Origin of the sequence: Pseudomonas sp. B28(2017) (assembly GCF_002113025.1) — a bacterium.
Taxonomy (GTDB): Bacteria; Pseudomonadota; Gammaproteobacteria; order Pseudomonadales; family Pseudomonadaceae; genus Aquipseudomonas.
Genome location: NZ_NEJH01000001.1, coordinates 515317 through 540310, shown reverse-complemented (window position 1 = coordinate 540310; position 24994 = coordinate 515317). Strand labels below are relative to the sequence as shown.

Here is a 24994-nt window from a genome sequence, read left to right as displayed (position 1 = left end):
ACCTCAGGTTAGAGTGTTGCAGCGGATGTAGCGAGTGCGATGCCCTGAAATGGGTCACAAGGTGCCCCTTTTTTTGAAAGGGCTAAGCCTGTGCTTCAGCTTCGGCCAACTGCACCCACAACGCCGGAGCACCCGCGGATTTACTGATGATTTCCAGGCGTGCGGCGTGGAGGGCCAGGTCGTCTTCGCTGGCGCGGATGATACGCGTCGGCTGGCGGTCCGCCGGCAAACGGCGGATCTCGGTGGCTGAATTGTCTGCCCCTTCACCGGACCCATTGCCATCGGAAGCGTTACCCGCCAGGGAGAGACTGGTCTGCCCCCCGGTCATGGTCAGGTAGACGTCGGCGAGAATCTCGGAGTCGAGCAAGGCGCCGTGCAGTTCACGGCCGGAGTTGTCGACACCATAGCGCTTGCACAGGGCGTCGAGGCTGTTGCGCTGCCCAGGGTGACGTTCCCGGGCCATGATCAGGGTGTCGAGGATCGTGCAGTGCTGCGTGATATCCGCGCGGTCCTGCTGCCCCATCAGGGCGAATTCGTTGTTGATGAAGCCTACGTCGAACGCCGCGTTATGGATGATCAGCTGCGCGCCCTTGATGAACTCGAAGAACTCTTCGGCCACTTCGGCAAAACGCGGCTTGCCCACGAGAAACTCGTTGGTGATGCCGTGGACGCCGATAGCGCCCTCGTCACTTTCGCGATCGGGTTGCAGGTACACGTGAAAGTGCCGGCCCGTCAGGCGTCGGCCGATCAACTCGACACAACCGATTTCGATAATCCGGTGGCCGTCGGTCACCGGCATGCCGGTGGTTTCGGTGTCGAGTACAACGGATCTGGTGGCCATCAGTGCTCAGCTCTCAATCGGTCAATCGTGCAAAAGGGTGATGTTAACACGCTCGCCGGGGTCTTTCAGTCAGGCCGTGCAACGGCCTTCGCGAGCAAGCTGAACCGGTCAGTTAATCCTGGACACCAGTTAAGGTTCACGCCGCCAGTCTCTCTCGCGACTGGCTGACATGGCTGCGCTGTGCAGAAACCGACATTGCCATTAAATTTCCTCCGGGATATGGTTTTGAGCACTTGAAGCCCCCCAGAGACGCAGGCTTGTTCCTGTCGTCGGTCTAGCCAGATGCATTCTTTATCGGCGCTTGGGTGAAAGGTGGCGGGGCGAAATCTCCCACGATCTGTACTGCTTCAACAGTCAGGATCAGGCTTTGTCCCTCCTCCTTTCAAGTCCTGCCATACAAGCGGGCTTGCTCCGGGCGGCGTTCCGACGAAGAGGCCGGCACAGGCAATAAACCATCAGGATCAACCCCCATGAACACCACCGAAAACCTCAAGGACTACCAGCGCGTTCGTTTGCTGGCAATCCGCTCGTTGTTCGAGATCATCGAGCAATCGAGCGAGGGCACGGTGATTGTCGACCGCGATGCCAACATCGTCTGGATGAATGAGCGCTATGCCCGGCGCTTTGGCCTGCAATCGGCGGAAGTTGCGATTGGCAAGCCCTGCGAAAGCGTGATCCCAGGGAGCCTGTTGCGTGAGGTGGTGCGCACCGGCCGGCCGATTTTGCTGGATATGCAAGACACCCCCAAAGAGCCGCTGGTGGTCATGCGCCTGCCGATTCACGACGATGCCGGCGTGGTGATCGGCGCCATCGGTTTCGCCCTGTTCGACGAATTGCGCAGCCTGTCGCCAATGCTCAAGCGCTACATGAGCATGCAGGAAGAACTGGCCTCCACCCGCTCGCTGCTGCGGGCGCGACAGACCAAATACAACTTCGCCCACTTCATCGGCACCAGTGCCGCGAGCCTGGAAGTCAAACGCCGCGCCCGGCGCAGTGCGAGTACCGAATCACCGGTGCTGCTGCTCGGCGAAACCGGTACCGGCAAGGAGTTGCTGGCCCAGGCCATCCACAATGCCTCGCCCCGTGCGCACAAGGCGTTCGTGAGCATCAACAGCGCGGCGATTCCTGAATCGTTGCTGGAAGCCGAATTCTTCGGCACCGCCCCCGGCGCGTTCACCGGTGCCGACCGCAAGGGCCGCGCCGGCAAACTGCAGATCGCCCAGGGCGGCACGCTGTTTCTCGACGAAATCGGCGACATGCCGCTGCCCCTGCAAAGCAAACTGCTGCGGGTGTTGCAGGAAAAGGAATTCGAGCCGGTGGGTTCCAACGAAGTGATCCAGAGCGACGTGCGGGTGATCGCCGCGACCTCCACGGACCTCGAAGCGGCCATCAAGCGCGGCGAATTCCGCGCTGATCTGTATTACCGGCTCAACGTGTTGCCGATCCAGGTTCCGCCCCTGCGCGATCGCCTCGATGACGTGCCGGCGCTCAGCGAGGCGATTCTTGAGGAACTGCGCAGCCAGCATGAACTTCACCACGAGGCTCTGGAACTGTTGGGGCAACACGCCTGGCCGGGGAACATCCGGGAACTGCGCAATGTGCTGGAACGGGCCGCATTGCTCAGTGATGACTTGCGCCTGACGGTGACGGACATCCGCGCAGCGATCGGTACGCTCATCCCGGTGGAGCGCGTGGCGCCCTTGGCCATCGATCCGATTGTCCATGAGACGTTCAGTGCGGCGCGGGAGCGATTTGACCGGCAACTGATCGAAACGACCCTCGCGCAATGCGCGGGCAAGGTGACGGATGCAGCGGCACGGTTAGGGCTTGGGCGGTCGACGTTGTACAAGAAAATGGTGGCGCTGGGAATTGCCGAATCTCAATAAGGAGACACGAGTCTCCATTGCTAGACAAACTATAGCGAGCAAGCTCGCTCCTACAGGATACGGTGTTCCACTGACCAACTCGGTCAACTATGGGAGCGGGCTTGCCCGCGAAGAGGCCGGCACTACCGAAAAGGTCTCAATACAGAGACAATATTTCTTTACAGCATCATTCAAATCAAAATATATCCTTATATTTCAACAAGTTAAGCATCTGGCACAAAACTCGCTATACGCCTCTCCTGTCAAGTTTGACCCTACAAAAATAACAAACCAGGAGACACACCATGAGTGTGATCATTGCCTTGGCAGCCCTCGCGCTGCTGATGCTGGCTGCCTACCGTGGCTACAGCGTTATCCTTTTTGCCCCGATTGCCGCCCTCGGCGCTGTCCTGCTGACTGACCCGTCTGCCGTCGCCCCCGCTTTCACCGGGGTGTTCATGGAAAAAATGGTCGGTTTCATCAAGCTGTATTTCCCGGTGTTCCTGCTCGGCGCGGTGTTCGGCAAGTTGATCGAACTGTCCGGCTTCTCGCGCTCCATCGTCGCGGCCGCGATTCGCCTGCTCGGCACCCGCCAGGCGATGCTGGTGATCGTGCTGGTCTGCGCCTTGCTGACCTACGGCGGCGTATCGTTGTTTGTGGTGGTATTCGCGGTCTATCCGTTTGCCGCGGAAATGTTCCGCCAGAGCAACATCCCCAAGCGGTTGATCCCGGCGACGATTGCCCTCGGCGCCTTCTCGTTCACCATGGACGCCCTGCCCGGCACTCCACAGATCCAGAACATCATCCCCAGCACCTTCTTCAACACCACTGCCTGGGCAGCGCCGTGGCTGGGCGTGATCGGCACGATCTTCGTGTTCTGCGCCGGCATGCTGTTTCTCCAGCGCCAGCGCAACAAGGCCCAGCGTACCGGTGAGGGCTACGGTTCGGACCTGCGCAACGAGCCGGAAACCGCCGCCGACATCAAACTGCCCAATCCCTGGATCGCCCTGTCTCCGCTGCTGGCGGTGGGCATCATGAACCTGCTGTTCACCCAGTGGATTCCCCAGTGGTACGGCAAGACCCACAGCCTGGCGCTGCCGGGCATGGCCGCGCCGGTAACCACGGAAATCGCCAAGCTCACGGCGATCTGGGCGGTCCAGGCCGCGCTGTTGGTGGGCATTCTCATGGTGCTGGCGTTCGGCTACAAGGCGATCAGCCGCAAACTCGCCGAAGGCAGTAAAAGCGCGGTCAGCGGTGCGCTGCTGGCAGCCATGAACACCGCCTCGGAATATGGATTCGGTGCCGTGATCGCGTCCCTGCCCGGCTTTCTGGTGCTGGCCGACTGGCTGAAGAGCATTCCCAACCCGCTGGTCAACGAAGCGATTACCGTGACCCTGCTGGCCGGCATCACCGGTTCCGCCTCGGGTGGCATGAGCATCGCGCTGGCGGCGATGTCCGAGCAGTTCATCAGCGCCGCCCATGCTGCGAACATTCCGCTGGAAGTGCTGCACCGGGTCGCCGCGATGGCCAGCGGCGGCATGGACACCCTGCCGCACAACGGCGCAGTGATTACCCTGTTGGCGGTCACCGGGCTGACCCACCGCGAGGCTTATAAAGACATTTTCTGTATTACGCTGATCAAGACCCTGGCGGTTTTCGTGGTGATCGGCACCTTCTACGCCACTGGCATTGTGTGAGGTATTCATGACGACTCTTTCGGGCAAGACCGCACTGGTCACCGGCTCCACCAGCGGCATCGGCCTGGGGATCGCCCTCAGCCTGGCCAAGGCCGGGGCCAACCTGATCCTCAACGGCTTCGGCGATGCCTCCAGCGTGATCGCCGAGGTGCAACAGTTCGGCGGCAAGGTCGGCCATCACCCGGCCGATGTCAGCGATCCGGCACAGATTGCCGACATGATCGCCTACGCCGAACGCGAGTTCGGCGGCGTCGACATTCTGGTCAATAATGCAGGTATTCAACACGTCGCAGCGGTGGATGAGTTTCCGGTGGAGCGCTGGGATTCGATCATCGCCATCAACCTGTCGTCGGTGTTCCACAGCACCCGTTTGAGTCTGCCGGGCATGCGCGCCAAGGGCTGGGGCAGGGTAATCAACATTGCCTCGGTGCATGGCCTGGTCGGCTCGGTGGGCAAGTCAGCCTATGTCGCGGCCAAGCATGGGGTGATCGGCCTGACCAAAGTGGTCGCGCTGGAAACCGCGACCACCCAGGTCACCTGCAATGCGATCTGCCCAGGCTGGGTACTGACGCCGCTGGTGCAAAAGCAGATCGATGACCGTGCCGCCAGTGGCGTTGATCCGCAGCAGGCGCAGCATGATTTGCTCGCCGAGAAGCAGCCATCGCTGGAGTTCGTGACGCCGCCGCAACTGGGTGAACTGGTGCTGTTCCTGTGCAGCGATGCCGGCAGCCAGGTGCGTGGCGCCGCGTGGAATGTGGATGGTGGGTGGCTGGCGCAGTAACTGTCCACTAAACCGCGTTATCGTTCTTCGCGAGCAGGTCGGATCGCCGCACCATCGCTCCCACCGTTTCTGTGGCGTCTGTGGGAGCGAGCCTGCTCGCGAATGGCTTTGAATATAGAAGAAGAGGCAAACCATGTCCGACATCCTCTGGCAACCCGACGCCAAACGCATTGGCAAGACCCGCATGGAGGCCTTCCGGCGCTTCGTCAATCAGCGGTATCACCTCAAGATTGACGACTACCCTGCCCTGCACCAATGGTCCATCGAGCAACGTCCCGACTTCTGGCAGGCGATCGTCGAATTCTTCGACATTCGTTTTCATGAACAACCCGACACCGTGCTGCTCGAAGGCCCTGAGATGCCCAGCGCCCAGTGGTTCCCCGGCGCGACCCTGAACTTCGCCGAACACTTGCTGCTGCGTCGCGACGACGCGGTGGCCGTGGTGGCCATCGGCGAAAACGGTCAACGCGAACACCTGACCTGGGGCGAACTGGCAGAACAGGTCGCCGGTTTTCAGAACGGCTTGATAGCCGCCGGCGTCGGTGTGGGTGACCGGGTCGCCGCCTGCATGCCCAACACCTGGCAAACCCTGGTAGCCATGCTCGCCACCACCAGCCTTGGCGCCATCTGGTCCTGCTCTTCACCGGACTTCGGCACTCACGGAGTCGTTGACCGTTTCGGCCAGATCGAACCGAAAGTGCTGGTGACCTGCGCCGGTTATCGCTATGCCGGCAAGGAGATCGACCAGACCGCCAAAGTCAACGAAATCCTCGAACACCTGCCGTCGTTGCAGCAGTTGATCATCCTGCCGTATGGGCGGCCGCATACGCGGATCGAACATTTCCGCACCCCGGCCAACGTGACACTGTGGGACGATTTCTACGACCCCGGCGGCGAACCGGATTTCGTCCCGGTGCCCTTTGCCCATCCGCTGTACATCCTCTACTCCAGCGGTACCACCGGCGTGCCCAAATGCATCATCCACAGCACCGGCGGCGTGCTTTTGCAACACGTCAAGGAACACGGCTTGCATTGTGATCTCGGCCCCGGCGAACGCCTGTTCTACTACACTACCTGCGGCTGGATGATGTGGAACTGGCTGGTGTCGGCGTTGGCGACAGGCAGCTCCGTGGTGCTATATGACGGCTCGCCGTTCCAACCCGACCCGCAACGCTTGATCGACCTGATCGACGACGAGTCCGTCAGTGTCTTTGGCACCAGCCCGAAATTTCTCGCGACCCTGGAAAACAGCGGCATCAAGCCACGTGAAAGTCATGACCTGGGCAGCCTCAAGACCTTGCTTTGCACCGGCTCGGCGCTGTCGCCGCAGAGTTACGACTTCGTCTATCGCGACTTCAAGCCTGACGTGTGCCTGGCCTCGATGTCCGGCGGCACCGACATCGTCTCGTGCTTCGTCAGCGGCAACCCTGTATCGCCGGTGCGACGTGGCGAAATCATGGGCAAGAGCCTGGGCATGGCCGTCGAAGTGTGGAACGACGCCGGCCAGCCGGTGATCGGCGAAAAAGGCGAACTGGTGTGCACCCGCCACTTTCCGGCGATACCCATCGGCCTGTGGAACGATGCCGATGGCGAAAAGCTGCGCAAATCCTATTTCAGCCTGTTCCCCGGCGTCTGGGCCCAGGGTGACTACGCCGAACAACTGCCCCATGGCGGGATGATGATCCACGGCCGCTCGGATGCCGTGCTCAACCCAGGCGGCGTGCGCATCGGCACGGCGGAAATCTATCGCCAGGTGGAGAAAATCCCGCAGGTGCTCGACAGCGTCGCCATCGGTCAGCAATGGCAGGATGACGTGCGGGTGGTGCTGTTCGTACGGCTGCGCGAAGGGCTCGAACTGGACGAGGCATTGCAACAGCAGATCCGCCAGACGATTCGCGCCAACACCACGCCGCGTCATGTGCCGGCGAAAATTGTCGCGGTCACCGACATTCCCCGGACCATCAGCGGCAAGGTCGTTGAGCTGGCGGTACGCAATGTGGTGCATGGACAGAAGGTGAAGAACACCGATGCGCTGGCCAATCCCGAAGCGCTGGAGCAGTACCGGAACAGGCCCGAACTCCAGTATTGAAGCACCGAGAAATCTGTGGGAGAGAGCCTGCTCGCGAAGGCGGCGAGTCAGGCCGTATGGATATTGAATGTGCCGACCTCTTCGCGAGCAGGCTCGCTCCCACAAGGTTACTGCCAAGTCGCAGAATATGGGGAAACCCACACTAACCTGTTAAAACCTTCAAACCACTTACCCCACCGGATCCTCCAGCATCGACCACCTGTGCAAGAATAGGTGCCAGATAAAGCGACTCAGGCGCAGGACTCCTTGATGAACGCAATACCGACCGGCAGTGATGCGCAGGCCCTGATAGCCCGGCTCGACTGGGCAAACAGTCCGCTGGGCGCTGCCAGCAGCTGGCCACAGAGCCTGCGAACCGCCGTGGACATCGTCATTCACTCACCGATGCCGATGTTGCTGCTATGGGGCCCGCAACTGACGCAGATCTACAACGACGGCTTCGCCCTGCTCGCCGGAAGCAAACATCCACATGCTTTCGGGCAACCGGCGCATCTGATCTGGCCTGAGTTGAAAGACTTTACCGACCCGATATACCGCGCCGTCCTGCAAGGTCAGGTACGAACCTACAGCGAGCAGCGCTTTACCCTGCAGCGTGAGGGTCGGGAGTCCGACTTCTGGCTCGACCTGACCTATAGCCCGATCCGCGACGAAAGTGCCGAGGTGGCCGGGATTCTGGTCACCGCCATCGAAACCAACGAACGCCGGCGCATCGCCCTCGAACTCGAACAGCGCTCGGCGGCCAGCCTCAAGGCCCAGCGTGAAACCGAGGAGCGCTTGCAACTGGCCCTTGCCGCCACCGATGCGGTCGGCACCTGGGACTGGGACATCAGCGAGGACCGTTTCATCGCCGATGCACATTTTGCCCAGTTGCACGGTATCGACCCGGCCATGGCCAACCAGTTGCCGATCAGTGAGTACCTGCACGGCGTACACCCGCAAGACCGTGCCCTGATCGCCCGCAGCATCAAGCATTGCATCACCCACGGCAGCGAATACGCCGAGGAATATCGCCTGCTGCAAACCGACGGCCAGATGCGCTGGGTGTTTGCCCGCGGTCGCTGTTACAAGGATCACCACGGCCGACCGACCCGTTTCCTCGGCGCCGCCCTGGACCTGACCGAACGCAAACACACCGAACAGGCCCTGCGGCAAAGCCAGACCGAACTGCAACTGATCATCAATGCCATGCCGGTCCTGATCAGCTACGTCGACCGCGAAGAACGCTTTCGCCTGAACAATTCGGCGTACCTCGACTGGTACGGGCTGACGCCGCAAGAACTGTACGGGCGGACCATTCTTGAAGTGCTCGGCGAAGAGGCCTATGCGCTGCGCGCCCCGTATATCACCGAGGCGCTGTCCGGCCGGCCCTGCAGTTTCAGCATCAGCACGCCACACCGCGACGGCAGCATCCGCCAGGCCTTGATGAACTACCTGCCGCGCCACGGTGCGGACGGTGCAGTGAATGGCTTCTATATCTTCGTGATCGACGAAACCGAACGCAAAAAGACTGAAGAAGCCCTGCGCATTCTGAACGAAACCCTTGAGGAACGGGTTGCCGCCCGCACCCGGCAACTGGCCGAGGCCAACGAGCGTTTGCAAAACGAGATGTTCGAGCGTGAGCGGGCCGAAGACGCCTTGCGCCACGCCCAGAAAATGGAAGCGGTCGGGCAGCTTACCGGTGGCATCGCCCATGACTTCAACAACATGCTCACCGGCATCATTGGCAGCCTCGACCTGATGCAACGCTACATTGCCGACGGGCGTGTCAGCGAGATCGGCCGATTCACCGAGGCGGCCGTGTCTTCGGCCAACCGTGCCGCCGCCCTCACCCATCGCTTGCTGGCATTCTCCCGGCGTCAGTCGCTCAACCGCAAGCCGCTGAACCCCAACGAGTTGATTCATTCGCTCGAAGACCTGCTCAGTCGCACCAAGGGCGACCACATCGAACTCAAGCTGCAACTGGCCGCGAACGTCTGGTGGGTCAGCACCGATGTCAGCCAGCTGGAAAACGCCTTGCTCAACCTGGTGATCAACGCCCGGGACGCCATGCACGAGGGCGGTGAGTTGCAGATCGAAACTGCCAACGTGTACCTCGACGGCAGTGACCTTACGACCCTGGAACCGGTCAAGGCCGGCGACTACGTGATGATTGCCGTCAACGACAACGGCACTGGCATGACGCCCTCGGTGCTGGCCAAGGCATTCGACCCCTTCTTCACCACCAAACCCATCGGCCAGGGCACCGGTTTGGGCTTGTCGATGATTTACGGCTTCGCCCAGCAATCGGGAGGTCACGTCAGTCTGTTCAGCCTGCCCGGCCGGGGCACCAGCGTACGCTTGTACCTGCCGCGGCTACATTCGACCGAGCCGGAAAAGGTCCTGTCACCCATCGTCGGCGAGGCACCGGCGGCGATTGCCGGCGAAACCGTGATGCTGGTCGAGGACGATGCGGCGGTGCGCATGCTGGTACTGGACCTGCTCAAGGAGCTCGGTTATCGCGCCCATGAAGCCGAAGATGCCAGGGGCGCCCTGCCGGTACTCGAGTCAGACCTGCGGGTGGACCTGCTGGTGACCGACGTGGGGTTACCGGGCATGAATGGCCGACAACTGGCAGAAATCGCCCGCCAGCATCGCCCCGGACTGAAAGTGCTGTTCATGACCGGTTACGCGGAGATCGCCGCCGAACGCCAGGGCTTCCTCGAAGAAGGCATGGACATGGTGAGCAAACCGTTTTCCATCGACCTGCTGGCCAACAAGATTCGTACGATGATCGGCCAACCGGACTGAGTTGAGGCATAATCGCGCCCCCCCCACTGCCACCCACATAGCCACCACCGTTGCAAGGTAACCGCCCCATGAAAGCTCAAGCCCGCCATATCCTGGTGAAAACCTCGGAAGAAGCCGAGCAGCTCAAACAACGCATCGCCAAGGGTGAAGCGTTTGATGTGCTGGCCAGGAAGTATTCGACCTGCCCATCGGGCAAGCGCGGCGGTGACCTCGGCGAAGTACGGCCGGGGCAGATGGTCGGCGTGATCGACGCGGTGATCTTCAAGAAGCCGCTGCGGGTGGTCCATGGGCCGATCAAGAGCAAGTTCGGATATCACCTGGTGCAGGTGTTCTACCGGGATTGATGCTGTTGGCTTTCGGCCCCCATCGCGAGCAAGCTCGCGATCCGATGGCGCAGCCAGCGGCCATTCACCGCTCACCTTGGGATCAGCGCCCCCGGCACCTGGATCACCCGGCTCGCCAACCGATGCCCGGCCTCGGCGGCTTCCTCGGGGCTACCGCCCTTGAGCCGCGAAGCCAGATACGCCGCACTGAACGAATCCCCCGCCGCCGTGGTGTCCACCACCCGCTCGACCTTCTGTGCCGGCACTTCGAACGACTCCCCCGTACAACGAATCAGGCACGCTTCAGCGCCGCGCTTGAGCACCACCTCCGGCGTACCGATCTGTTCATACGCGGCAAACACTGCGTCACAATCGACATAACCGAACAACGCCTGTTCGTCATCCACTGTCAGCAACGCCAGGTCGACATACGGCAGCACACGGCGATACGCCGCCCGGGCGTCCTCGACCGAGGCCCACAGCCGTGGCCGGTAATTGTTGTCGAACACGATTCGCGCATCGCGCTGACGGGCTTCGATCAGGGTTTCCAGCAATTTTTCACGGCCTTCCACGCCGAGTACCGCCAGGGTGATGCCGCTGAAGTACAGCACGTCGTAATCCGGCAGCGCCGCCAGGATCGGCTCGGCGGTCGGCGTAGTGAAGCAATCGCGAACCGCCGCTTCATTGCGCCAGTACAGAAAGCGACGCTCGCCCGCCGCGTCAGTCTGGATGCAATACAAACCCGGCAGACGTTCGGGCAGGCGCTGAACCATGTCGAGCCCGATATTTTCCGCCGCCCAGCTGCGGCACATCGCATCGCTGAAACTGTCATCGCCCAGGGCGGTGACGTAGTCCACGGTGCCGCTCGCCCCCAGTTCCCGGGACAGGTACACCGCCGTGTTCAAGGTGTCGCCGCCGAAGCTCTGTTGCAGGCTGCCATCGGCGCGATGCTGCAACTCGATCATGCACTCACCGATCAGGGCGATGCGTGGGGTATCGGGGCCGAGGGTGTTGATGGTGTTCATTGTTGTGGGGTCTCTGGTATTGCTCTTTTGTCTGGTCGGGCCTCTTCGCGGGCAAGCCCGCTCCCACAGGGGAATGCATTCCAATGTGGGAGCGAGCCTGCTCGCGAAGGCCGCGCCTCGGTCCTGAACCTTAGAAACAGGTTTCCATGGTCTCGATGACGTTCAGTTGCTCGTCTACCAGGCAGCCGATGCGCCACTTGTCGAACGTCAGGCACGGGTGCGAAGTGCCGAACGAAATGATGTCGCCCACCCGCAGATCAACCCCCGGCGCCACGGTCATGAACGCATGCTGGTCCATCACAGCGGTGACTTTGCAGGCACTCACATCATCGCCGCTGGCCGGCACCACGCCAGCCTTGTAACGCAGCAACGGCACCGGCAAACCGGCGTCGTAGGCCACGTCGCGTTTACCCAGGGCAATCACCGCAAACCCTGGCTCCGGCAACGACTGCACATGCGCCCACACTTCCAGCGCCGGGCGCAGGCCTTCGTGCAGGTCGCTGCGACGGTCGAGCACGCAGCACTGCGCTTCCTTGTAGATGCCATGGTCGTGAGCCACATAGCTGCCCGGACGCAGCACGCTGAGGAAGCGTCCAGCGGCGTTCTGCGCTTCGAAGGACTCGGCAATCAAGTCATACCAGGCCGAACCCGATGCGGTGATGATTGGTTTGGCAATGGCGAACGCGCCACTGTCCTGCAACTGCACCGCCAGACGCACCAGGGACGCGGCGAAAGCGCGAATACCGGTCACGGCGTGATCGCCATGGATCACCCCTTCGTAGCCTTCGATCCCGGTCAGAGCCAGGGCCGGTTGCGCGGCGATGGCCTTGGCCAGATCGAGCACCTCCTGTTCACTGCGGCAACCGCATCGACCACCGACCACGCCGTATTCGATCATGACGTTGAGGCGCACACCGCGGGAGGCGAAATAGGCGCCAAGATCGGCAACGTTATCCGGGTGGTCGACCATGCAATAGAAGTCGAACGCCGGATCAGCCAACAGGTCGGCGATCAGCGCCATGTTCGGCGTTCCGACCAACTGGTTGGCCATCAGCACGCGGCGCACACCATGGGCGTAGGCCGCACGGGTTTGTGTAGCACTGGCCAGGGTGATGCCCCAGGCACCGGCATCCAGTTGGCGACGGAACAATGCCGGGGTCATGCTGGTCTTGCCATGGGGCGCCAGCTCTGCACCGCTGTGACTGACGAACGCCTGCATCCAGCGGATGTTGTGCTCCAGCGCCTCGCGGTGCAGGACCAGCGCGGGCAGGCTGACGTCGCGCACCAGGCTGGCACCGATCAGGGCTGCGCCTTTATCCACGTTGGCTGTATTGGGGGCAGTAGGCATGGTCGAACTCCTCGTTCACGCGGCCGCAGGCAGCCGCTGTTATTCGTTGATGCGACGGGCCAGGCTGTTGGCGCTTTCGATCAGCACCCGGCGATAGTCGTTGTAGTTGTTCTTGGCATCGGCCCGGGGGGCGACGATGCACAGGGTCGCGATGGCCACGCCACCGGGGTCTTTGACCGGCGCGGCGAAGCAATGGGTAAAGGTGTCGGCGACGCTATCGAAAGAAAAGAAACCATCGATACCGGCCTGACGGATTTCCTTGAGGAACTGCTCAAGCGGCAGACGCTCGCCGTCGGGCAGGATGAAGTCATCGTGGTCTATCAGGTCGACGATTTCCTGGTCGCTCAAGTGCGCCAGCAACAGGCGCCCGGATGCGGTCCAGGGGATGGGCGCGTTTTCGCCGATGTCCGAGGAAATGCGGAAATGCCGTTCCCCCTCCTTCATCAGCGCAACGGTGTATTTGCGCCCGTTAAGCAGGCACATCTGCGCCGTTTCACGGGTCTGGCTGACGATTTCCTGCAAGGCGTGATCGGCCTCGCGGGTGAGGTCGAAATGGCGCAAATGCGCCTGGCCGAGAAAGTACAACTGACGACCGAGGTAGACATGACCGTCTTTGCCCACCGGCTCCAGGATCCGCCGTTCCAGCAGCGAGGCCACCAGTTCGTAGACCGTGGATTTGGGGCTGCCGATGCCGTTGGCGATGTCGTTCGGGCGCAGGGGCTGGCCGATCTCCTTGAGGAAATCGAGGATATCGAACGCCCGGTCCAGACCGCGTGCCCGGCGCTTGATGGTGTCTTCGGTCATTTCAGTGGTTCCCATTCAAAGTGCCGGGAGTTTACCGCAGAGTTTGGTGGCGACCGTAAGGCCGCCTTCGCGAGCAGGCTCGCTCCCACATTGGAATGCGTCCCCCTGTGGGAGTGAGCCTGCTCGCGAAGAATTCACCGCAATTCTCAAGCCTTTTTCTTGTAGGCAATACAGTCGATCTCGACCTTGCAGTCGACCATCATGCTCGCCTGCACACAAGCCCGGGCCGGTGCATGCTCAGGTTTGAAGTACTCGGAGAAGACCTTGTTGAAACTCGTGAAATCCCGCGGATCCTCCAGCCACACCCCGGCACGCACCACATCTTCCAGGCTAAAACCTGCCTCTTCGAGAATCGCGATCAGGTTCTTCATGGTCTGGTGGGTCTGTTCGACGATGCCGCCAGTAATGATCTCGCCATCCACCGCCGGCACCTGCCCGGAAACGTGCAGCCAGCCATCGGCTTCAACGGCGCGGGCGAAAGGGCGAGGCGCACCGCCAGCGGCGGTGCTGCCGGTGCCATAACGAGTAATGCTCATGGATGTTTCTCCTGATTGAAATCAAAGGATCAAAAACGTGTGCTTTTGAGGAATTCCGCCAGTCGTGGCGATTGCGGGCGTTCGAACAGGTCCTTGGGTGGCCCCTGCTCCTCGATACGCCCCTGATTCATGAAAACGATCTTGTCCGACACCTCGAAGGCGAAGCGCATTTCGTGGGTCACCAGCAGCATGGTCATGCCGTCCTCGGCCAGCCCCTTGATCACGCTCAGCACTTCGCCGACCAGTTCCGGGTCGAGGGCCGAGGTCACTTCGTCGAACAGCATCAGGCTCGGGTTCATCGCAATCGCCCGGGCTATCGCCACGCGCTGTTGCTGACCGCCAGACAACTGGCCGGGAAAGTGATCGCGCCGTTCCAGCAGGCCGACACGCTCCAGCCATTTCTCGGCCAGGGCCACGGCTTCGTCCTTGTGCAGTTTCTTGACCTTGAGCAAGCCCAGGGTGACGTTCTGCAATGCCGTCAGGTGCGGGAACAGGTTGAACTGCTGGAACGCCATGCCGGTCATGGCGCGATGACGGGCAATGACCTTTTCCGGGTGGCGAATGCGCTTGCCGTTGACCTCGTCATAACCGATGGATTCGCCGTCAAGCAGGATCTGCCCGCCCTGGAACTCTTCAAGCATGTTCACGCAGCGCAGCAGCGTGGTCTTGCCCGAGCCGCTGGAACCGATCAGCGTCACCACGTTGCCGCGCTGCAAGGTCAGGTCGACGCCCTTGAGCACTTCGAGGTGGTCGTAGCGCTTGTGCAGGCCACGAATGTCCAGCAGCGGCTGGCCGTTTTGTGCATTGGATTGAGTCTGAGTCATGGCAAAGCCACCCGCTTTTCAATGTGCCGGCCGAGTAACTCGATGCCGTAGTTGATGACGAAGAACAGGAAACCGGCGAACAGGTAAAACTCCAGGGTCATGAAGGTCCGGGCAATGATCTGCTGGGTACTGAGCAGCAATTCCGCTACACCGATCACCGACAACAGGGTCGAGGCCTTGACGATCTCGGTAGACGAGTTGACCCAGGTCGGCAGAATCTGCCGCAACGCCTGGGGCAATAGTACGTACCCGAGAGCCTGGTAGAACGTCAGGCCAATGGCCTTGCTCGCTTCCATTTGCCCGCGCGGCAAGGCCTGCAACGCACCGCGCACGATCTCGGCGACGTGGGAGCCGCAGAACAGCGTCAACCCCAGCGCACCGGCCTGGAACGCGCCGATCTGCCAGCCCAGTGCCGGCGCCATGTAGAAGCACGCCAACACCAGCACGAACACTGGCGTGCCGCGAATCACATCAACATAAAAACGAAACGGTGCGCGCATCCAGAATTTGCCGTAGGTCAGTACCAGACCGGCGACGACGCCAACCAGCGTGCCGAGCAAAATCGCCAGCACCGATACCTGGACACTGGTCACAAAGCCTTGCCACAGCACTTCGCGCACCACCCACAACTCATGCAACCAACTGGGGGATTCGTACATGGGGCCTCCTATCGACGAATCGCCAGACGCTGTTCGAGGTAACGCAGCATCATGGCAATGAGGTAACAGGCCGCCACATAGAGCGCCGTGGTCACCAGCCAGGTTTCAATCACCCGGTAGCTCTCGACATTGATCTTGCGCGCGTAATAGGTCAGCTCCGGTACGGCAATCGCGGCCGCCAGCGAGGTGTCCTTGAACAGCGAAATGAAGTTGTTCGACAGCGCCGGTAACACATTGCGCAGCATTACCGGCACGGTGACGTAGGCCTTGACCTGCCACTCGCCGAGGCCAATGGCCAGGCCGGCTTCACGCTGGCCCTTGGGAATGCTCAGCAGACCGCCGCGGAACACCTCGGTCAGGTAGGCCCCGGCATACAGCGACAGGGTGATGATGAACGACGGAATCTTGTCCAGACGAATGCCCAGGCTCGGTAACGCAAAGTAGATCAACAGGATCAATACCAGGATCGGCGTGTTACGGATCACCGTGACATACACCGACGCCAGCACCCGCAGTGCACGATGCTTCGACAGCAAAGCAAACGCCATCATCAGGCCGATCACGCAACCGATGGCGATCGACACCAGGGCCAGTTCAAGGCCCAGGCCGAGCCCCGCCAGCAAGGTGTCGAAATCGCGCCAGACGGCGGCAAAGTTCAACTGATAGTTCATGGTCAGCAGTACCTTGAGCGGGGCGATTCATAACCGCCCCGCTCTTCATTCAGCAATTGGAAACGTCGCGAGCGACGAAAAGACAAGGCGAAAACAGGCGAGAAACGGCCGGGGTCGCGCCCGACTTGACATTAGTCAATGAGCATTTCGAGCCTGTTTTCAACGCAGTAATTTGCGCAACGCCCGCAGCAGTGTTCATTGGAATTCGACGGGGAAACCGATCTTCGGCGAAGGCAGATCGACACCGAACCACTGCTTGAACGATGCCGCGTAAGTCGGGAACTCAACGCCGGTCATGGCCTCATGCAGGGTGGTGTTGACGAAGTTCAACCAGTCCTGGTCGCCGCGCTTGACCGCGCACGCGTAGGTCTGCGGGCTCCAGGCGTAAACCGGGCTGCGATAACGGCCAGGGTTCTGCACCATCAGGTATTTCACCGAAGACTGGTCGGTGGCCGCCGCGTCGGCGCGGCCGGAGTTCACGGCCTGGTACATCAGGTCCACGCTGTCGTACTGATCGACCTTGGCCTTGGGCAACGCCTGATGCACCAGTTCTTCGGCATAGACGTTTTGCAGCACCGCCACGGTCAGGCCATCGCCAGCGGCTTGCATGTCGTCGATTTCCTTGTACTTGCTGTTGGCCGGCAACAGCAGGCCGACGCCTTCGCGGTAGTACGGCAGGGTGAACGCCACTTGCTGGGCACGGCTGGCCGTCACAGTGATGAACTGGCAGCTCATGTCGACTTTGTCGGTCAGCAGGTTGGGGATACGCGCATCGGACGACTGCACCACGAACTCGACTTTGCCCGGATCGTTGAACAACCCCTTGGCCACGATGCGCCCGATATCGATATCAAAGCCTTGCAACTTGCCATCCGCGCCCTGGAAGTGCCAAGGCGCATTGGTACTGCCGGTGCCGACAATCAGTTTGCCACGGGCCAGAACGCTATCGAGCTTACTGTCCGCCGCCTGAGCCACGCCCATGGCAGCGGCGGATGCCGCGAAAAGAAAAACACATGCTTTGAACAACGAAGGTCGGCGATGCATGGCAAGCACTCCAGGGTGATGTTTATTCCGCTATACCGGAACTTGGTATGTAACAACGGAATAGACAGCAGAAAGTGTGCCACAGGATGTGGGGGGAATGTGAGGGGGATTGAAATTTGTTTTGAATCAGAGAGATGCGTGTAAACAGAAAAAAACGTTACCAAACCCACGGCCCCCTGATCGCTACCGTTGGCTACAAAGGGCGGGTATCTGCTTCACAACCGGGCGTTTGGAGGGCCAGTACGCTGACGAGCAATCCGACCTGACCTAGTGCTTGAATGACGCCATCACCCGTTCCGCATTTTCATTGCAGTTCATGCCTTCGGGCCGGGCCTGAATGGTGTCGATCCAGCCCAGCAACTGCGCCTTGCTATGGGCCAGGTGCCGTTGCATCTCTTCGATCTGCTCGATCTTGCGATGCAGGCCGGCCATCAACTCATCGTGCTTGAACGCGCCCGTCAGATTATCCGGCAGTAACTGCTTGAGTTCTTCCAGGCTGAAACCGGCTTGTTGCGCACACTGAATGATTTGCAGGGTTTGCAACGCCTGTTGTGAGTAACGCCGATAGCCGTTGGCAGAACGCTCGACCTGCCGGATCAATCCCTGAGACTCGTAAAAACGGATGCGCGAGGCGGTCAACCCACTCAACTGTGCCAACTCACCAATCTTCATAGGGCGCTCATTTGCCTGCTTGACATTAAAGTTAACTTTAAGCTTAGCCTCTGCTCATCACTACGAGGAGTCAAGCATGTCGCCCTTTCAAACCTTGAATTTGCCCAACGGCCAGACCATCGGTAATCGCATTGCCAAAGCCGCGATGGAAGAGAACCTCGCCAACACCGATCAGGTGCCCGACCAGGCGCTGTTTCGCCTGTACCAGACCTGGGCCGAGGGCGAGGCCGGCTTGCTGCTGACCGGCAATGTGATGATCGACCGCCGAGCCATGACCGGCCCCGGTGGTGTAGCGCTGGAGGACGAGCGTCACCTGGAACGTTTTCGCCAGTGGGCCAGTGTCGGCCGGGCTGGCGGTGCGCACTTCTGGATGCAGCTCAACCACCCTGGTCGCCAGACCATGGCCAACCTTGGTCAGCAAGCTCTGGCGCCGTCGGCGGTAGCACTGGACCTCGGCCAGTTCTCGAAGATGTTCGCCGAACCCAGGCCCATGAGCGAGGACGACATCCAGGAGGTGATCCGACGTTTCGCCACCAGCGCCGCGCTGGCAGAGAAAGCCGGTTTTACCGGTGTACAGATCCATGCCGCCCACGGCTACCTGATCAGTCAGTTCCTTTCGCCGATCACCAATCGGCGCACCGATCGTTGGGGCGGTTCGCTGGAAAATCGTGCGCGCTTACTGCTGTCCGTCGTCGGAGCGGTTCGCCAGGCGGTGTCGCCGCAATTTTGTGTGTCGGTAAAGCTCAACTCAGCGGATTTCCAGCGCGGTGGCTTCGATGCCGATGATGCACGGCAAGTGATCCAGTGGCTCAACGAACAACCTATCGACCTGCTGGAGCTCTCCGGTGGCAGTTACGAAGCACCGGCCATGCAAGGCGAAGCGCGCGACGGCCGGACCCTGGCACGGGAGGCGTACTTTCTGGAAATGGCCGGTGAACTGGCCAGCGTGGCGCGGATGCCGGTGATGGTGACCGGCGGGATCCGACGTCTGGCAATCGTCGAACAGGTCCTCGACAGCGGCCTCGCCATGGCCGGTATCGGCACCGCACTGGCCGTGGAACCGCAATTGGTCAAACACTGGCGCGAAGGCCAGAACAGCCATCCGCAACTGCCGCCGATCCGCTGGAAGCGCAAACCCCTGGCGGCGCTGGCGAGCATGGCGGTGGTCAAGTTCCAGCTTCATCGCTTGAGCCGTGGGCGCAAAACCCGCCCCAAGGTTTCGGCGCTATGGGCGCTGATTCTCGACCAGCTGTACATTGGCAAGCGTACCCGGCAGTACCGGCAGGCGATGGGCAAGTAATTCAAGTTCGAGGTTGGCGGGTACACCGCTTTCGCGAGCAGGCTCGCTCCCACAGGGGTTTATCGGGCGATCACAAAATTCGTGTTCAGCCCGGATCAATTGTGGGAGCGAGCCTGCTCGCGAAGAGGCCGGACCTGCCAAACAGATCTCAGCCCGGAAGCAGCTCGTCGATATGCCGATATTCCGATTGCAACTGCGCAGCCAACAACCTGCTGCGCCCAAGCCGGATCGGCCCGCGTTCGATGTCTATCAATAACCCCGGACACTCCAGCGTCGGCAGCAGCGGCCAGTCCTTCAGACGGCCATCGGTCACCAACAACAGCCGCTGCTGCTCTGCCGGAAAGCGCTTTTGCCGTGCGACAAGCCATCGCCCCGCCTCACCCAGCGCTGCCAGCAACGGCGTGCCACCACCCGCACCAAGGCCATCGAGCCAATGGCGCAGCCCCGTGGAAGGCTTCAATCCCTGCACCTGCCACTTGGGGGCAGAACCGCTGGCCGTGAGCAGGGCCAGGCGTGCACGCTGGCGATAGGCATCGTCGAACAGCTGCGCCAGCAAGCCCTTGGCATCGCTCAATGCCTGATGACGGCGGGTCGATGCGGAGGCATCAACGATCACCAGCCACAGTTCATGGGGCGAGCGAGTACGCAGGTGAAACAACAGATCGTCGCGCTGACGCGGTCGGCCATTGAGCAATGTACCAGGCCAGTTGACCAAGCCACTGCGGGCTGCGTGGCGCTTGCCCAGTTTGCCGTGGTCCAGCCGTCCGGCTCGGGGTCTGGCATTCGCCCCCGTGACGGAGCGAGGGCGAATGCCTATGGCTTTTTTGGCCAGCTCGGCACTTCACGACGTGCGCCGACCGGCAGCACCTGGGCGGGCATGTCGCCCCATTGGCCCTGGCCTTCGCTCGGGTTGGAATGTTGGGTGGATGGCTGCTGCGGTGCTTGGGAAGGTTGCGATACAGGTGGCGAATGTTCGCGACGACGATGGCGCAAGGCGAACTCGGCGACTGCTTCAATATCTTCCTCGGCGATAGCATTTGCCCCGCGCCAAGCGGCGTGAGCCCGTGCGGCACGCAGCCAGACCAGATCGGCGCGCAAACCATCGACGCCGGCGGCAAAGCAGCGTTCGGTGATGCATGCCAGTGCCTGGTCGTCGAGGGGGATGGTTGCCAGGACGTTGCGTGCGTTCTGGCAACGTTCACGCAGAGACGCCTGCGCCGATTCCCATTCGACGCAGAAACCTTGCGGATCGCTGTCGAAATCCAGGCGACGGCGAATGATCTGGCCTCGTTCGGCGGGCGCTGTTTGGCCACCAAGGGCGACGTTCAGGCCGAAGCGGTCGAGCAGTTGCGGACGCAGTTCCCCCTCTTCCGGGTTCATGGTGCCAATCAGCACGAACTTCGCCGAGTGCCGATGGGAAATGCCGTCACGCTCCACCAGATTGGTGCCGCTGGCGGCCACATCGAGCAGCAGATCAACAAGGTGATCGGGCAACAGATTGACCTCGTCGACATAGAGCACGCCACCGTCAGCCCTGGCCAGTACGCCAGGGGAAAACTGTGCGCGGCCTTCGCCCAGCGCCGCGTCGAGATCGAGGGTGCCGACCAGGCGCTCCTCGGTGGCGCCCAGCGGCAAGGTGACGAACTGACCGCTGGCCAGCAGGTCCGCCAGACCGCGGGCCAGGGTCGACTTGGCCATGCCCCGTGGACCTTCGATCAGGACACCGCCGATTTTCGGGTCGATGGCGGTCAGGTACAGGGCCAGCTTCAAATCGTCGGCGCCGACCACGGCGCAGAGCGGAAAATGCGGGGTGTCGGTCATTGTTTTATCTCGGTCATGGTCGGTGATCTCACAAGCGCCCCGCTCCCACAGGGTTTGCGGTGATTAGCCGTCTTCTTCTATATCCAGCAACAAATTCTCCAGCGCCTCGCGGTACTCGCCCGGTTCCTTCCACATCCCGCGTTGTTGAGCCTCGAGCATGCGCTCAGTCATGTCGCGCAAGGCATGGGGATTGTGTTCGCGAACGAAGTCCCGGGTGTCCGGGTCGAGCAAATAGGCATCGGCCAGCAACGCGTACTGGTGATCATCAATCAACTGCGTGGTCGCATCGAAGGCAAACAGGTTATCGACTGTCGCGGCCATTTCGAACGCACCTTTGTAGCCGTGACGTTTAACGCCTTCGAGCCATTTCGGATTGGCGGCCCGGGAGCGGATTACCCGGTTCAGTTCTTCCTTCAGGGTGCGAATCTTCGGCAGGTCCGGCTGGCTGTGATCGCCATGATAACTGGCCGCCGCCTCGCCTTTGAGGATTTCCACCGCCGCCAGCATGCCGCCCTGGAACTGGTAGTAATCGTTGGAGTCGAGCAGATCGTGCTCGCGGTTATCCTGGTTTTGCAGCACCGCCTGTACCTGGCTCAGACGCTGGGTGAACTGTTCACGAGCGGCGGTGCCTTCGTCAGCACCACCGTAAGCGTAGCCACCCCAGTTGAGGTAAACCTCGGCCAGGTCTTCGCGGGTTTGCCACAGCCGACCGTCGATGGCGCCCTGCACGCCTGCGCCGTAGGCACCGGGCTTGGCCCCGAAAATCCGCCAGCCGGCCTGACGTCGCGCAGCCTCTTCATCGAGCCCTGTCTGCAACAAGGCTGCACGCTCGGCGCGCACCTTGGCCGCCAACGGGTTGAGATCGTCCGGCTCATCAAGGTCAGCGACCGCTTGCACCGCCGCGTCGAACAAGCGGATCAGATTGGCAAAGGCATCGCGGAAGAATCCGGACACACGCAAGGTCACATCCACCCGCGGACGGTCAAGCAAACTCAACGGCAGAATCTCGAAATCATCGACCCGCTGACTGCCGGTCGCCCAGACCGGACGCACCCCCATCAACGCCATCGCCTGGGCGATGTCATCGCCGCCGGTGCGCATGGTCGCGGTCCCCCACACCGACAGGCCGAGCTGACGCAAATGATCGCCGTGGTCTTGCAGGTGCCGTTCAAGAATCAGGTTGGCCGACTGGAAGCCGATGCGCCACGCCGTAGTGGTCGGCAGGTTGCGCACATCCACCGAGTAAAAGTTGCGCCCGGTGGGCAGCACGTCCAGACGACCGCGACTCGGCGCACCGCTGGGGCCGGCCGGGACGAAGCGACCACTCAGGGCATCGAGCAAACCGTTCATTTCCGCCGGGCCGCAGGCGTCCAGACGCGGGGCAACCACCTCGCGCAGGCTGTCGAGGATGGCTTGCACCTCAGACCAACCCTCCTCCCGCAGGAGCAAGTTTGCTTGCGATGAAGTGTCAGCCATATCGGTGTCGACTGACACACCATCGCGAGCAAGCTCGCTCCTGCAGGGGTCAGCTAATACCTGCGAGATCAGTTGTGTGGCGAACAGCTCGAGGCGTTCGCGGGTATCGCCGGTGGTGCGCCAGAGTTCATGGCTGATCGACAACAAGGCATTCGGTCGAGGCCCGGTCCACGGCTCGGCCAATGCACAATCGAGCGGATCGAACCCCAGCTCGAAAGCCTTGGCCAACGCCCGCAGCAGACTCGATTGCGCCCCACGGCCATCGCCCCTTGGTAAGCGCAACAACGCCAGCAAGGTGTCGAGACGCAAACGGCCGGTGGGCGACTCGCCGAAGACATGCAGGCCGTCACGGATCTGCGACTCTTTCAAGTCGCACAGGTAAGTGTCCAGGCGCGGCAACCAGATCGCTGCGTCGGCATCGCTGTCGAGTTGCTCGTCCAGTTGCAGTTCACGGTCAATGTGCGTGTCGCGCACCAGTTGCAGGATGTCGCGTTGCAATTCTCGGGCGCGGCGCGGATCGAGCAGCTGCGCTTCGTAATACTCGTCCGCCAACAGTTCGAGGTTGCGCAGCGGGCCGTAGGTTTCGGCACGGGTCAGCGGTGGCATCAAGTGATCGATGATCACGGCCTGAGTGCGACGTTTGGCCTGCGCGCCCTCGCCCGGGTCGTTGACGATGAACGGATAAATGTTCGGCAGCGGCCCGAGCAGTGCGTCCGGCCAGCAGTTTTCCGACAGCCCGACGCCCTTGCCCGGCAGCCATTCGAGGTTGCCGTGTTTGCCGACGTGGATCACGCCATGGGCGCCATAGGTGTTGCGCAGCCAGAAGTAGAACGCCAGGTAGCCGTGGGGCGGTACCAGGTCCGGGTCGTGGTACACCGCGCTCGGGTCTACCTGATAACCCCGTGCCGGTTGAATGCCGACGAAGGTCAGGCCGAAACGCAGCCCGGCGATCATCATTCGCCCGCCACGGAACATCGGATCGTTTTCGGGCGTGCCCCAACGCTCCAGCACGGCTTCGCGGTTGGCTTCGGGTAGCGCATTGAACATCAGCAGGTAGTCATCCATCGCCAAGCTTTGCTGGCATGGACGCTGGTCCAGCGTGTCCAGATCGTTGCTGACGCCGCCGAGCAATTGCTGGATCAGTGCGGTGCCGCTGTCCGGCAGCTCGCCAGGCAGCGGATAACCTTCTTTATGCAGCGCACGCAGGATGTTCAGCGCCGCGGCGGGTGTGTCGAGGCCGACACCATTGCCGATGCGACCATCACGGGTCGGGTAGTTGGCGAGGATCAGGGCGATGCGTTTTTCCGCACTCGGCACCCGCGCCAGATCGATCCAGCGCCGCGCCAGTTCGGCGACGAAGTCCATGCGCTCCGGTTGCGAGCGGTAGCAGACCACGTCGGACTGACTGCGCTCGCTGCGCCAGGCCAGGTCCTTGAAGCTGATGGGCCGGCTGATGATCCGTCCGTCCAGTTCCGGCAACGCGATGTGCATCGCCAGATCGCGCGGGCCGAGGCCCTGTTCACTGGCACGCCAACCGGGTTCATTGTCCTGGGCGCAAATCGCCTGGATCACCGGGATGTTGCGGCGAAACGGTCGCAGGTGCGGCGCTTCGGGGCTGGATTGGGCGAAACCGGTGGTGTTCAAAATCACCCCTGCCTCGACTTCATCCAGCCAGTGTTCGACCACCGTCAGGCAGCCGGGCTCTTTCAGACTGGCCACGGCAATCGGCAAAGGGTTCAACCCTGCCGCTTGCAGACGTTGGCAAAAAATATCGATAAAAGCGGTATTCGCCGCCTGCAAATGCGAGCGGTAAAACAGCACCGCTGCCACCGGTTGATCGGGTTGCCAGTCAGCTTGCCAATCGCACAGGTCTGCGGGGCTTTTTTGTGGGTGGTAAATCGCGGTGCGCGGCAGGGTTTGCGGTTCGGCCCAAGCGTAGTCGCGATCCAGCCAGCGATTGGCCAGACAGCGGAAGAAATCCAGGGCATTGCCCATGCCACCCTGACGCAGAAACTGCCAGAGCCGGTCGCGATCCTCGGCGCCGACGGTGCTCAAGTCGCTGAGTTCCGGGTCCGGGCGATCATCGCCCGGTACCAGAATGACCTGCACGCCGCGTTGCGACAGCTCGACCAGGCGCTCGATGCCGTAACGCCAATAGGCGATGCCGCCGTGCAGTGAAATCAGGATCACCTTGGCGTGACGCAGCACTTCGTCGACGTACAAATCGACCGAGGCATGGTTCTGCACCTGCATCGGGTTGGCCAGACGCACGCTCGGGTAATCGTCGGGTAACTGCTGCGCCGCTTCGGCGAGCAGCGCCAGGCTGGAATCGCCGCTGCACAGGACCATCAGCTCGGCGGGGGTTTGTCCAAGGTCGGCGATGTTGTCGTCCGACACGAAACCGCCGGGCTGGGTCCTGAGCAGGTGCATG

20 protein-coding genes are annotated in these 24994 nt (G+C 61.5%); 7 read left to right on the top strand and 13 right to left on the bottom strand.

Annotated features, from left to right (window positions below; genetic code table 11):
• Positions 1–82: 82 nt before the first annotated feature.
• Positions 83–841 (bottom strand): DNA polymerase III subunit epsilon, encoded by a 759-nt coding sequence (gene dnaQ, locus CAF65_RS02575; RefSeq protein WP_085714871.1) that lies wholly within the window; start codon positions 839–841, stop codon positions 83–85.
• A gap of 470 nt (positions 842–1311) precedes the next feature.
• On the opposite strand from dnaQ, the gene CAF65_RS02570 reads away from it, so the two are divergent.
• From CAF65_RS02570 to CAF65_RS02545, 6 genes are all read left to right on the top strand, one after another.
• The gene (locus CAF65_RS02570) at positions 1312–2727 is read left to right on the top strand and encodes a sigma-54-dependent Fis family transcriptional regulator (RefSeq protein WP_085714870.1); all 1416 of its coding nucleotides are present in this window, start codon (positions 1312–1314) and stop codon (positions 2725–2727) included.
• Between the two features lie 284 nt (positions 2728–3011).
• Positions 3012–4403 (top strand): GntP family permease, encoded by a 1392-nt coding sequence (locus CAF65_RS02565; RefSeq protein ID WP_085714869.1) that lies wholly within the window; start codon positions 3012–3014, stop codon positions 4401–4403.
• 7 nt (positions 4404–4410) lie between these two features.
• Entirely contained in the window at positions 4411–5184 is a 774-nt protein-coding gene (locus CAF65_RS02560) for a 3-hydroxybutyrate dehydrogenase (RefSeq protein ID WP_085714868.1), read from the top strand.
• A 133-nt stretch (positions 5185–5317) separates the two neighbouring features.
• The gene (locus CAF65_RS02555) at positions 5318–7273 is read left to right on the top strand and encodes an acetoacetate--CoA ligase (protein ID WP_085714867.1); all 1956 of its coding nucleotides are present in this window, start codon (positions 5318–5320) and stop codon (positions 7271–7273) included.
• A gap of 249 nt (positions 7274–7522) precedes the next feature.
• On the top strand, positions 7523–10060 hold the full coding sequence (locus CAF65_RS02550; RefSeq protein ID WP_085714866.1) for a PAS domain-containing sensor histidine kinase: 2538 nt from the start codon (positions 7523–7525) through the stop codon (positions 10058–10060).
• A gap of 68 nt (positions 10061–10128) precedes the next feature.
• Positions 10129–10404, top strand: a complete 276-nt coding sequence (locus CAF65_RS02545) for a peptidylprolyl isomerase (RefSeq protein ID WP_085714865.1) — start codon at positions 10129–10131, stop codon at positions 10402–10404.
• Between the two features lie 71 nt (positions 10405–10475).
• Here CAF65_RS02545 and CAF65_RS02540 read toward each other — a convergent pair whose 3' ends face one another.
• The 9 genes from CAF65_RS02540 to CAF65_RS02500 all read right to left on the bottom strand — a co-directional run bounded on the left by CAF65_RS02540 (position 10476) and on the right by CAF65_RS02500 (position 17966).
• Entirely contained in the window at positions 10476–11408 is a 933-nt protein-coding gene (locus tag CAF65_RS02540) for a sugar kinase (protein ID WP_085714864.1), read from the bottom strand.
• Positions 11409–11538: 130 nt separating this feature from the next.
• Positions 11539–12756, bottom strand: a complete 1218-nt coding sequence (locus tag CAF65_RS02535; protein WP_085714863.1) for an amino acid deaminase — start codon at positions 12754–12756, stop codon at positions 11539–11541.
• Between the two features lie 39 nt (positions 12757–12795).
• The gene (locus tag CAF65_RS02530; protein WP_008015904.1) at positions 12796–13560 is read right to left on the bottom strand and encodes an IclR family transcriptional regulator; all 765 of its coding nucleotides are present in this window, start codon (positions 13558–13560) and stop codon (positions 12796–12798) included.
• A 146-nt stretch (positions 13561–13706) separates the two neighbouring features.
• Entirely contained in the window at positions 13707–14096 is a 390-nt protein-coding gene (locus CAF65_RS02525) for a RidA family protein (protein WP_085714862.1), read from the bottom strand.
• 29 nt (positions 14097–14125) lie between these two features.
• The gene (locus CAF65_RS02520) at positions 14126–14920 is read right to left on the bottom strand and encodes an amino acid ABC transporter ATP-binding protein (protein WP_085714861.1); all 795 of its coding nucleotides are present in this window, start codon (positions 14918–14920) and stop codon (positions 14126–14128) included.
• Positions 14917–15579 (bottom strand): amino acid ABC transporter permease, encoded by a 663-nt coding sequence (locus tag CAF65_RS02515; protein ID WP_085714860.1) that lies wholly within the window; start codon positions 15577–15579, stop codon positions 14917–14919. The genes CAF65_RS02520 and CAF65_RS02515 overlap by 4 nt, the downstream gene beginning before the upstream one ends.
• A gap of 8 nt (positions 15580–15587) precedes the next feature.
• On the bottom strand, positions 15588–16250 hold the full coding sequence (locus tag CAF65_RS02510; protein WP_008015908.1) for an amino acid ABC transporter permease: 663 nt from the start codon (positions 16248–16250) through the stop codon (positions 15588–15590).
• Between the two features lie 195 nt (positions 16251–16445).
• On the bottom strand, positions 16446–17294 hold the full coding sequence (locus CAF65_RS02505) for a transporter substrate-binding domain-containing protein (protein ID WP_085714859.1): 849 nt from the start codon (positions 17292–17294) through the stop codon (positions 16446–16448).
• Positions 17295–17561: 267 nt separating this feature from the next.
• Positions 17562–17966, bottom strand: a complete 405-nt coding sequence (locus CAF65_RS02500) for a MerR family transcriptional regulator (protein ID WP_085714858.1) — start codon at positions 17964–17966, stop codon at positions 17562–17564.
• 76 nt (positions 17967–18042) lie between these two features.
• Between CAF65_RS02500 and CAF65_RS02495 the strand changes: the two genes are divergently transcribed.
• The gene (locus CAF65_RS02495) at positions 18043–19266 is read left to right on the top strand and encodes an NADH:flavin oxidoreductase/NADH oxidase family protein (protein ID WP_085714857.1); all 1224 of its coding nucleotides are present in this window, start codon (positions 18043–18045) and stop codon (positions 19264–19266) included.
• Positions 19267–19414: 148 nt separating this feature from the next.
• On the opposite strand, the gene CAF65_RS02490 is transcribed toward CAF65_RS02495, so the two are convergent.
• From CAF65_RS02490 to cobN, 3 genes are all read right to left on the bottom strand, one after another.
• Positions 19415–19960 carry a VWA domain-containing protein gene (locus CAF65_RS02490; RefSeq protein ID WP_178076656.1) on the bottom strand — a complete coding sequence of 182 codons (546 nt, stop codon included), beginning with the start codon at positions 19958–19960 and terminating at the stop codon, positions 19415–19417.
• Between the two features lie 119 nt (positions 19961–20079).
• Entirely contained in the window at positions 20080–21087 is a 1008-nt protein-coding gene (locus tag CAF65_RS02485; RefSeq protein ID WP_085714855.1) for an ATP-binding protein, read from the bottom strand.
• A gap of 63 nt (positions 21088–21150) precedes the next feature.
• Positions 21151–24993: a cobaltochelatase subunit CobN gene (cobN, locus tag CAF65_RS02480; protein ID WP_085714854.1), complete on the bottom strand. Its 3843-nt coding sequence runs from the start codon at positions 24991–24993 to the stop codon at positions 21151–21153.
• Position 24994: the final 1 nt, after the last annotated feature.